The following is a 10,106-nucleotide window of genomic DNA, read 5'->3' on the forward strand; positions in this document are numbered from 1 at the left end:
CATTCAGCCAATGGCTGGTTGAGTCCAAATGCTTTTATGCAAAAGCATCTACTACTTTTAGAGGGTACAACTGTCTAATTTTCTGGCTAGGATCAAACATCCATTTATGGTCTGTGACGACGCTTGGGTGAGATTTTTGCGGCGAAGCATCTTGCATTTTCCAAGAAAAAACAAAAAATCATGCAATTAAATCACCATCATGCTTTAGTGCTGTTTTTGAGATTTACAACGTAACTCACGGGTTCAGAAGCACCTGCAGTTAAGCACTGTATCCCTCCTGATCGCGTTGGGTGACAAGCACGCCCGACATAAGTACCGTCCAAACCATCTCTCCAATCTGTTCTTTGGTATAGCGGCCGCCCTCCCGATACCAGGTGGCCACCCAATTAAGCGCTCCCAGCCCTATCAAGCGCAGCATGTCCAAATCCACTTCCGGTCGGATATAGCCCTTTACCTTCAGCGTATCAAGCAGAGTCGCCCAATAGTTTTCGTAGCGGTCACGCTCGGCAAGCATGGCCTCACGAGCCTCGCCACTCAACGAACGCCATTCAAACAGCAGCACATAGAATATGTTGTTGCCGGAAAGCAACGTCTGTATATGAGCCTGTATGGCCGCACGTAATTTCTGTAAGGGATCGTTGATAGGTGCGGTGGCTTCAAGAACGGCACGGATGGTCAACTCAATTGCAACCTTCATCATGTCTAGCAATATGGCCTCCTTGGCCGGGTAGCGGTAATGCAGACTGCCTGGCAGAAGGCCGCACGCGTTGGCGATCTGTCGCACCGTCGTTCGCTCATAGCCGTTTTCACGGAACAAACGAGCGGCTTCCGTGAGGATGAGAGCACGGTCTGCGGCATCAACACGTGGCTTCTCGGTATAGGGCAGGAGTTGACTCATGGAAGGGCTCGACAAGAGGCGAGGCTGGGCAACAAAGTACAGCCCCTATTTAAGGATGGATGACGTCGTCCACGCTGGAGTGCTGGCACGGCAATACGATGACATGATCGAGCCGTCGTGAGAAATACGAGTCTGATCAATAGCCATGTTTAAACGTGACTATAGCATTGCCTCAATGCTCTTGGTACTGCCAATTGTTACATGACGGGCCAAGGTCATCACAGCCCTTGCCGCTTTCAAACTCGAGCCCCTCCTTAACAGAGCCCACCACTGATAACAACACTGAATCGAATCAGCAGTTTGTCTGTCTGACAGCTGCCGACAATTCGAGAAATAACAATCCCGGATGAATCGGCGTCGGCTCAGATAACGTGCCTGACCTTGATTTGGCCGCTTGACCAAATGATTTGGTCGTGCGATCATGGGCATCAGATCATTCCATAGTCAAGAGAGACATACCAATTGTCACTACTGCGCAGGCTAAACCATCTCCGCCGGGACATGGCCAAGTTAATCAGTAACAGTCGCCAAGAGGCGACAGCTACCTCGTCGTCAAATAAAAAGACCTTCAGGACATTCGAGTCCCGGCGGTCTACGCCGTCGGGCAATCTGACGCACAATCTGCTGCATCCCTCTTCGTTGAGCGTGGTAGAGGTCGTCAGGGAAACGCCTGATGCCATCCGCGTGGTTCTGGCTCGACCGGATGGCCAACCTATCACTTTCACGCCCGGCATGTTCTTCACTGTTGTGGTGACCATTGATGGCGAGGAGCACCGCCGGGCGTATTCGATCGCTAGTCCGGTGCAACAGTCCCAGCAGGTGGATATTGTCATCAAGCGGATTGCAGGCGGACGGGTGTCAGGCTGGCTCAACGAAAACCTCCGAGCTGGCGATACCCTGCAGGTACTCGGCCCGTCCGGTACGTTCACGCTGACACCGGACGTCCGTCAGTCGCGTCATCTCCTACTGGTTGGAGGCGGTAGCGGCATCACTCCCCTGATGTCCATCTTGCAAAGCGTGCTGCTGGCAGAGTCTGATACCCGGATAAGGCTGATTTACGGCAACCGGGGTGTGGACGACATCATTTTCCACGAGGCCTTGAGCGGGTTGGTCAAATCCCATGCGGGCCGCCTAGAGGTTCGCCATGTACTGGAGACACCGCCCAAGGGTTGGCATGGCGGGAAAGGGCGCCTGGATCGTGAGATCTTTGCGCATGAACTGGATGCTCTACTCGAAACAACTGCCCTGAAGGATATCGTGCTCTACCAGTGTGGTCCTGAGCCCATGATGGCTGGCGTACGTGAGGAAATGCTGTCGCGCGGCGTGCCGGAGACGGTGCTTCATCAGGAGCGGTTCACTCCGGCTCCGAAGGCGGTAGAGGCATCCCGCTACACAACGCAGGCTATTCAGGTTTTTGCCCACGGCAAGCAATGGGAAGGAACGGCCAAGCCGGGCGAGACACTGCTTGAGGCTGGGCTGGCCGTCGGTGCGCCCATGACGTTTTCCTGCACTCTGGGCGGCTGTGGGCGCTGTCGGGTCAAATTGGTGTCGGGCGAGGTGGAAATGCCCGAGCCCAATTGCCTGCTGCCGCAAGAGCGGGAGGCCAACTATGCGCTGTCCTGTATTGCGCGGCCGTTGGGTTCTGTCGTGTTTGAAGTCGCCCCCCCGGTAGGGTGAGGCTGATCGCTTGTCCGTTGTTAGGTGTATTACCAAGAAATTGAACTGGAGACTTTTGAAAATGAACCATCCTCTCAACAGCATTCGTAACATCCTTCCCCACCATGTCTGGAACCGGGTTGATGCCTTCTTGGAGTCGGCCGAAATCTTCACAGAGATGAAAAACCCACGGGTTCTACGTTCGATGGCGCCGTCCGCTGTCCGCGGCCTGTTGTTCAAGTCCGGCAAGCAGAGCGACACCACGGACATGGCAGCTTCGCACTCGGCGCACTTCAACTGGGCTTATCCGCACGACCATCCTGAAATGCATGAGCTCTACGAGCGCGCCAAGCTTGGGCAATGGAACGGCTCTAGTCTGCCTTGGCATACCTCGGTGGATCCGCTAGATCCCAATGTCCCCATTGCACCCATCGACCTGATTGACCCGGTAGCAGCAAAGGCGCTGGGCATCAAACTGGAGGGCAAGGATCAGCAACGAATGATTCACTCTATGGCGAGCTGGATGCTGTCCCAGTTTTTGCATGGTGAACAGGGCGCTCTACTCGCTGCAGCCCAAGTCACGGAAAGCGTACAGTGGTACGACGGCAAACTCTACGGAGCGACACAGGTCATGGATGAGGGGCGTCATGTTGAAGTGTTTCATCGCTATCTTACGGAAAAGCTCGACCGACTGTACCACGTAAACGACAACCTGTTCGTGATTATCGACGCACTGATGACCGACTCACGCTGGGATCTGAAGTTCTTGGGTATGCAAATCATGGTGGAAGGGTTGGCGCTTGGCGCTTTCGGCTTCCTCTACCAAAGCACCCGCGAGCCGTTGCTCAAGGAAATGCTGCGCTATGTGATTCAGGACGAAGCACGCCACGTGCACTATGGCGTACTGGCTCTGCGCGAACACATTAACTATAACTTGCCCAAGAACGAGCGCGAGGAGCGTGAGGATTGGGCCTACGAGGTCGCATTGTTGATGCGCAACCGCTTCATGGCCTATGAAGTGTATGAGGAGTGGTACGATGGCACCAGCGTAACCCGGGATCAGTGGCGCCAGCTCATCATGAACTCGCCCGGCATGCAGCGCTTCCGCCAGGTGATGTTCACTCGTCTGGTGCCCAACATTCGCGACATTGGCCTGCTCTCTGAGCGTATCCGTCCACATTACGAGCAGGCTGGTCTCGGTGCCTACTTTGCCGGTCAGTCCGCGCCGGAGCTGAGTGGTGAACAGATGTTGGCCGATCTGGATAGGGAAGCGGCGTAACATCCATGCCGATATTATCTCTCTCCTCATGGTGCATTTTCACAGTGCCGGAGGACTGTGCATGAGTTCATTGTGTGTGTCAGAGACATTGGTACCAACGGCAACCAGCAGCGCAGGCATGCAATTGGCCGATGTGACTCGTCCGGAAAACGTGACGACCATAACACTGGACGGCCATGGCGACGTGCAATTGGTTGCCGACCGCTACGGCGATGTCGGTGCGCAACCGGTAATCTTCCTGCATGGCGGGGGTCAAACCCGCCATGCGTGGGCAAATACGGCAGCCAGTCTTGCATGCGCTGGCTACTGTGTTTGGATTGTCGATTGCCGTGGCCATGGCGATAGCGGATGGGCCGCCGATGCAGACTACGGGCTCGACGCCATGATTGCGGATCTAGGCCATGTGGTTGCCGCCACTGGGGGACTACCAACCATTGTTGGTGCCTCTATGGGTGGTCTGACGGCCATGGTTGCAATCGGTGAGGGCAAGGTGCCCACTGCCAGCCGTCTTGTGCTGGTCGATATTGCACCCCGCATAGAAGCGGCAGGTGTAGCACGCATCCTCACCTTCATGAAAGCGCATCCCGAAGGTTTTGTGTCGCTGGATGATGCACGTGACGCCATTGCCACCTACAACCCCCACCGTCCACCGCCACGAGATACGGCAGGGCTGCGCAAAAACCTGCGCCAAGGCGCTGACGGACGCTACCGCTGGCATTGGGATCCGCGTTTTCTTGATCATGCCCCACACCCTTCCACAACCACCGAGGAAGTCTTGCTGGCGCGGCGATTGACGGCGGCATCTGCCATTACGATTCCTGTTCTGATGCTCCGAGCGGCTCGCAGTGATGTCGTTAGCGAAGCCGGTCTACAGGAGCTGTTGACCCTGATTCCTCATGCCCATGCAGTGAATATCGCCGATGCCAGCCATATGGTGGCAGGCGACCGAAATGATGTGTTCGCCAGTGCCGTACTGGATTTCCTGCCGCCGGTTCGACGTGAATCTGACATAGATTTTGGTGGACGAGTACCTGAAGCCGCGATGCCCAGAAAGTAGGGGATGACGCGATAGCAGAGACTCTCAAGAAATGCTTGGCGTATTTTCGCAAGAAAGATGCCCTTTTTGCCGGTGTCATGACATCAGATGCCGGTTTGGTTAATTTGTTAAACACATGAGGAACAATTATGAATGAAGTCTCTGCCCAATCACGCCGCAGTCGTCTCAGCGGCCATTCGGTTGGCATTCCACCCCGCCATATCGATTTCAATTTTGCGCCGAACACCCCGCGCTATTTCTTCGCCAACAATGCAACCGCTACATTGTTCTTCGCCATGCTGTCGGGCTTCTTTCCGCCCGGTGAGCGCTATTTCATGGAGTCCGTGCGCCACTTCCGCGAACGGATCACCGATGAGCGCCTGCGCGCAGCCATTGCCGGCTTTATGGGACAAGAAGCCATTCACGGCCGGGAGCACGATCTTTTCAACGCGATGCTGGCGGCGCGTGGCTTCGACATGGATACGCCGGACCGTATCGTGAAAGTGGCGTTGAACCTGTTGGGCAAGCTACCACCCAGCACCCGTCTGGCCGCAACAGCCTTCATGGAACACTTCACCGCACTGCTGGCCGAGCAGCTATTGACTGACGAAGCCTTTCAGGCCAAGGCAGATGAAGAATTAATCACACTTTGGCAGTGGCATGCGCTGGAAGAGCTTGAGCATAAGTCTGTGGCCTATGACGTCTATGAGACCATTGGCAACAGCCAAGCCGAGCGCGCCGTGGCAGTGCTGTCATCGCTAGTCGTATTGGTGCCCATGCTAGGCATTACATGGATCTGGATGGTGTACAAGGATGGCCAATTCGGCCACCTGAAGGACAACATGACCGGGCTAAACTTGCTGCTCGGCCGCCGGGGCTTCGTCACGCGTATCCTGCCCCGCTTACCCGAGTTCCTTGACAAGCGGTTTCACCCCCGTCAGCACGATACAGAGGTCATTGAGCGTTTTTGGCGGGATGCGTTGTTCGGGTCTGGTGGAACGCTCCAGACACGTTATCGCAATCGAGAGGCCGCCTAAAGTGGCTGCGCCGCTTTGACTGAAGATACTTCTTGGAGAATCTATGGACAGCTTTGACTATATCATTGTCGGCGCAGGCTCCGCCGGTTGCGTGTTGGCGAACCGGCTCAGCGAGAATCCCGCTAACCGTGTGTGCCTGATCGAGGCTGGTCCGCCAGACACCAGCCCGTTGATCCATATTCCCTTCGGGCTCATTGGCCTTATCCGGGAGGGTCGGCACAACTGGGGCTACAACACCCAACCCCAGCTTGCCTTGAATGGCCGTCAACTTTACACCCCGCGAGGTAAGACGCTGGGCGGCAGCAGTTCCATCAATGCCATGGTCTATATTCGCGGCCACCAGCAGGATTATGATGACTGGGTCGCTGCGGGAAATCCAGGCTGGTCCTGGCAGGATGTTTTGCCTTTGTTCCTGGCCCACGAAAACAATGAGTTGCTGACGGATGCCTATTTTCGACAGGAAGCTCAGCACGGCATCGTACACGAAACCTACAACGCCAAGATGGCGGCGCAGGGAGTTAACGTTGAAAAGATCATTGCGCGCTTCAAGATTGCTATCCGCCTTTTCCAGACCCATTTATCGCCCAAGTACCAACTGGCCCTGACCGCCGCCTTAGAACATATTACCGCCACGCTGGGCGAAGGCTTCATTGACGGTGAGGGGGAAATGTTTCGTCATGCCCATCCCGTCATGCGGGCCATGTTCCTGTGGCACGGCGTCGAAGAGGTCGAGCACAAGGCTGTGGCGTTTGATGTGTACGAGACCGCTGCAGGGGGGGGATACCTTACACGCGCCACAGCCTTGATCGGAGGTACTGCCGTGGTGCATGTGGTGGTTGGCTCCGTGGCTTGGCACATGCTGAAGGTTGATCGCATGAACCGACGCCCTTTGCTCCTTGCTAAAGGCCTCTACCGACTTTATGGCCCCAGAGGGCTATTGACCCGTCTCATGCCGCGCTATCTGGATTGGTTCAGGCCCGGCTTCCATCCCATGGATAGCGGCATACCCAAGAGAGTCGAAGTCTGGCTGGCTGAATACCGGAAACATGAAGATCCGATGTTGGCTTCCGATACGGTTTTCGGTAACAGTGCGCAGGGCGGCTGAACGCAGTTTTCAAAGGTTAACTCATAATGCCACAGTCAACAGATACAAAACCGGTCATTGCCATTACGCATCGGCCTGGCCGCCATTGCGGGAGTTCCGCTATTCGGGACTTACTCGAGTTCCATGGGACGACACTAACCGAGGCCATGTGTTTCGGTTTGGGCTCGGGTTTGGGCATCACCTATCTGATGTTGCCGAATGCGCCAGTTCCCTTTTTGGTTCATGTACGTTCGCTGGGATACGAGGAGCGAGTATTCCAGACACTCGACATCCCCTTTACCTGGACCAGTTATGGTTCGATCGAAGAGGGGGCGCAAGCGCTGGATGATCTTCTCGACCAAGGACGTCCCGCCTTGCTGCTGACCGACATCTTTCACTTGCCATATTTTGCGAGTCGCACCCATTTTCCTGGCCATGCCATCGTGGCTTGGCAACGCCAAGCGGCGGATGACTACATCTTGGTGACTGATACCGAGCGTCCCGCTCCCATCCCGTTGGCTCGTGCCGCATTGGCTCGTGCTCGCTTTTCTGAGCTGCCGCCCTTTTTCCATGCTGGCAATCTGTTCGCGCCTTCAGCCATCCATGCCCGGTATTCAATCGAACGGGTGGCCGCGGCCATACGCCATAACGCCCGTTTACTGCTGGAAGGCGCGCCTCATTCCGGTGTTGCCGCGCTAGACACCTGGCTGGCTGATCTTGGCCGTTGGGAGCGTGAAGGCGACTGGCGTTGGACGACACGGTTTGCCTACCAGATCATCGAGCGGCGTGGCACGGGCGGCGGTGGCTTCCGTAAGATGTATGCGGAATTTCTGGAAGAGGCCGCATTGGCGGATCCGCACATTGCTGATCTGGGGCTGCCAGTGCTAATGGCGGAAAGTGCCCGTTGCTGGAGTGAGCTTGCGGTGGTTCTGAAGGATAGCTCCGAGAGCGAAAACTTTCCTGTGGAGCAGCTTTCGGAGGCTCTGCTATTAGTACGGGCAGCGGAACGTCGCTATTGCGACGCTGCCCTGATGTATTAATTAAGTGCACTTAATGGATTGTATATGAAACCAGAACTGGATCATGCAACGATGGCCAAGGCATTTTTCGGCAGTCATCATCCGCTGTTCAACGCCTTCGGTATTGAAGTGGCGGCTGTAGCCGACGCCAAGGCGGAAATGACGATGCCATTTTCCGAGATGTTATCCGATAGTCGCGGTGCATTGCACCGGGGCACGCTGGTGACACTGCTCGATACAACGTGCGGACTGGCCATTTTCTCCGCGCTCTGTTCACTCCGTCCGATTGCCACCATCGACCTGCGTGTCGATTACCTGCGTGCTATCCCAGTCCGCAGTGGATTGCACGCGGTGGTAGAATGTATCGGCTGGACAGACAGAGTCGCTTTTATTACCGGCCGAGGCTATGCGCTGGGTGACGAGATGCCACTCGCCACGGTTACCGGCTCGTTCGCCATCAATACCTTGGGGCCCGCATTCAATTCAACGGAAAGGAGGACTGTATGATGGAGTTGGAGCGAGCAGGATCGGAGTGTTCTGAGGCGACATCGTTCATACAACTAGCGGTTCCCTTTCATGGATTCCTGGGACTACGGGAGGAGGTTGTAGAGGGAAAAACACTCTATCTAATCGATTTTTGCGAGAATCATGTCGGCAATCCCCTGATTCGGACTTTTCATGGCGGCATTCTTGCCAGCTTCAGCGAGGTGGTAGCCGCTACTCATCTTGCACGCTCTTTGGGCATGATCGAGTTACCAGCATGCTCCACGCTGACCTTTGACTACCTGAGGCCAGCATTTGCTGGAACGATTTGCGCTCTCCCTCATATCGTGAGAGCGGGAAAGCGTATCACGACAGTCTCGGTGCAACTGCGTATGGGGGAAAAGTTGGTCTGCATCGGGCGCTTTCTCTTTCCAGTAGGCTTAAAGAGTTTGGGAGGTAAGGCAGGTGGGGCATCCGACTCATGATCTCCTCACAGCAGGGGAGTAACTGCATGTACATTTTGCACGCGTTTCAGCCATGGCTGAGCCTGCTCTCAAGTGCTGGTCGATTACATGAAAGGACACGGCCGTCATAAGGTGCTGTTTGGCACCAACTACCCGATGATCACTCCTGCCAAAGCCTTGGAAGGCATTAGCGGACTTGGACTGGATGAGCAGGCCCGCAGGTTGTTTCTGGGTGGCAACGCCTGCAAGATTTTTGCGGGTATTTTGTGATCCACGCCAGGCGGATGCCTGTGCTGTGGATGACGGCTTGCTGAAATACCTGTCACCGCTGGGGTGGCAACATATCAACTTGACCAGGCCAATTCCGACCGCTACGGGATGGAGCAAAACCTTAGCGTACGATTTTTTCCGTTTTCTGAGGCGACCCCTGTTAGAAACGGAGTAATGCGAGGAACATACTTATATGGATCTTCATTAAACTCAAAAGGTTCATCAATCTTCTTTTTTCGCTGTTCTAGTTTTTCTGATGAGAGCCATTCGGTTTCCGATGCCTCTGAAAAGCAAACAAAGTGTTTATTACCAAGCTCATGAATGGATAGATTTGTAATGTCTGGGGATGGAGTTGTTGCCCCAATAATTGTGTTTTTCAACTCATCTGCATAGTTTTTGTCGTAAGAGGCTTTAACCATAATATAAAGCAGAACATCATCGCCGTTTCCAATGACTATTTTGGGAGTGCCAACAACCTCTGTCACAAAAGCTCGTTCATAAAAATTATTTAAAACTTTCTTGAATAGGGCTTGGGTATTATCGCGTTGATCCATTTTTGTGAGTGCTTCAGCAAAAAGGCTTTGAGTATCAATACTCTTGGTAGCAATCTTTAGTTCTTCAAGTTTTCTTTGTACACGCTGAGAAACTACGTCAACCTTGAGGCGAACCTCATATGTATTGTTCGACGAAAAGTTTTCTGATACCACAACTACTTTATCAACATAGCCTGCACTGAACATTAACACCTCATCCTTGATAATCTCATCGTTCTTCATAATGAGGTCTGTAATGGTCAAGAGAAACAGGACAGTTATTTAGGCAGCTTGTCTTAAAAAATCACGTTCAAATATTAATGGTGATTTATAACCTAGCGTTGAAT

At 54.2% G+C, this 10,106-nt stretch carries 10 protein-coding genes and 2 pseudogenes; 10 read left to right on the top strand and 2 right to left on the bottom strand.

The genetic code is table 11. From position 1 onward, the window contains the following. Positions 1-259: 259 nt before the first annotated feature. The gene (locus C8N29_RS15870; RefSeq protein ID WP_239987198.1) at positions 260-898 is read right to left on the bottom strand and encodes a TetR/AcrR family transcriptional regulator; all 639 of its coding nucleotides are present in this window, start codon (positions 896-898) and stop codon (positions 260-262) included. Between the two features lie 501 nt (positions 899-1,399). Between C8N29_RS15870 and C8N29_RS15875 the strand changes: the two genes are divergently transcribed. From C8N29_RS15875 to C8N29_RS15915, 10 genes and pseudogenes are all read left to right on the top strand, one after another. After that, a complete protein-coding gene (locus C8N29_RS15875) occupies positions 1,400-2,575 on the top strand; it encodes a ferredoxin--NADP reductase (RefSeq protein ID WP_107867049.1) in 1,176 nt (391 codons plus the stop codon). A 61-nt stretch (positions 2,576-2,636) separates the two neighbouring features. Further along, entirely contained in the window at positions 2,637-3,833 is a 1,197-nt protein-coding gene (locus C8N29_RS15880) for a ferritin-like domain-containing protein (RefSeq protein WP_107867050.1), read from the top strand. Between the two features lie 61 nt (positions 3,834-3,894). Further along, positions 3,895-4,890, top strand: a complete 996-nt coding sequence (locus tag C8N29_RS15885; protein ID WP_204509383.1) for an alpha/beta fold hydrolase — start codon at positions 3,895-3,897, stop codon at positions 4,888-4,890. A 128-nt stretch (positions 4,891-5,018) separates the two neighbouring features. After that, positions 5,019-5,906, top strand: coding sequence for a metal-dependent hydrolase (locus C8N29_RS15890; RefSeq protein WP_107867051.1), 888 nt, complete (start codon positions 5,019-5,021; stop codon positions 5,904-5,906). A 43-nt stretch (positions 5,907-5,949) separates the two neighbouring features. Then, positions 5,950-6,343: pseudogene (locus C8N29_RS17485) on the top strand (GMC family oxidoreductase); the annotation flags it as partial. A gap of 17 nt (positions 6,344-6,360) precedes the next feature. After that, a pseudogene (locus tag C8N29_RS17490) lies at positions 6,361-7,011 on the top strand (metal-dependent hydrolase); the annotation flags it as partial. 26 nt (positions 7,012-7,037) lie between these two features. After that, a complete protein-coding gene (locus C8N29_RS15900) occupies positions 7,038-8,030 on the top strand; it encodes a BtrH N-terminal domain-containing protein (protein ID WP_107867053.1) in 993 nt (330 codons plus the stop codon). A 24-nt stretch (positions 8,031-8,054) separates the two neighbouring features. Beyond that, the gene (locus tag C8N29_RS15905; protein WP_107867054.1) at positions 8,055-8,516 is read left to right on the top strand and encodes a PaaI family thioesterase; all 462 of its coding nucleotides are present in this window, start codon (positions 8,055-8,057) and stop codon (positions 8,514-8,516) included. Continuing rightward, the gene (locus C8N29_RS15910) at positions 8,513-8,977 is read left to right on the top strand and encodes a PaaI family thioesterase (protein ID WP_239987199.1); all 465 of its coding nucleotides are present in this window, start codon (positions 8,513-8,515) and stop codon (positions 8,975-8,977) included. The genes C8N29_RS15905 and C8N29_RS15910 overlap by 4 nt, the downstream gene beginning before the upstream one ends. 87 nt (positions 8,978-9,064) lie before the next feature. Beyond that, complete coding sequence (locus C8N29_RS15915) at positions 9,065-9,226, top strand: amidohydrolase family protein (protein ID WP_107867055.1); 162 nt, start codon at positions 9,065-9,067, stop codon at positions 9,224-9,226. 101 nt (positions 9,227-9,327) lie between these two features. Here C8N29_RS15915 and C8N29_RS15920 read toward each other — a convergent pair whose 3' ends face one another. Then, positions 9,328-10,002, bottom strand: a complete 675-nt coding sequence (locus tag C8N29_RS15920) for a hypothetical protein (RefSeq protein WP_107867056.1) — start codon at positions 10,000-10,002, stop codon at positions 9,328-9,330. Between the last annotated feature and the right edge of the window lie 104 nt (positions 10,003-10,106).

This window comes from Agitococcus lubricus (genome assembly GCF_003051055.1).
Lineage (GTDB): Bacteria > Pseudomonadota > Gammaproteobacteria > Pseudomonadales > Moraxellaceae > Agitococcus > Agitococcus lubricus.

Coding starts and splice junctions, on each gene's coding strand:
- C8N29_RS15905 (WP_107867054.1), top strand. CDS start 8,055: ATGAAACCAGAACTGGATCATGCAACGATGGCCAAGGCATTTTTCGGC.
- C8N29_RS15885 (WP_204509383.1), top strand. CDS start 3,895: ATGAGTTCATTGTGTGTGTCAGAGACATTGGTACCAACGGCAACCAGC.
- C8N29_RS15870 (WP_239987198.1), bottom strand. CDS start 898: ATGAGTCAACTCCTGCCCTATACCGAGAAGCCACGTGTTGATGCCGCA.
- C8N29_RS15880 (WP_107867050.1), top strand. CDS start 2,637: ATGAACCATCCTCTCAACAGCATTCGTAACATCCTTCCCCACCATGTC.
- C8N29_RS15890 (WP_107867051.1), top strand. CDS start 5,019: ATGAATGAAGTCTCTGCCCAATCACGCCGCAGTCGTCTCAGCGGCCAT.
- C8N29_RS15875 (WP_107867049.1), top strand. CDS start 1,400: ATGGCCAAGTTAATCAGTAACAGTCGCCAAGAGGCGACAGCTACCTCG.
- C8N29_RS15915 (WP_107867055.1), top strand. CDS start 9,065: ATGAAAGGACACGGCCGTCATAAGGTGCTGTTTGGCACCAACTACCCG.
- C8N29_RS15900 (WP_107867053.1), top strand. CDS start 7,038: ATGCCACAGTCAACAGATACAAAACCGGTCATTGCCATTACGCATCGG.
- C8N29_RS15910 (WP_239987199.1), top strand. CDS start 8,513: ATGATGGAGTTGGAGCGAGCAGGATCGGAGTGTTCTGAGGCGACATCG.
- C8N29_RS15920 (WP_107867056.1), bottom strand. CDS start 10,002: ATGAAGAACGATGAGATTATCAAGGATGAGGTGTTAATGTTCAGTGCA.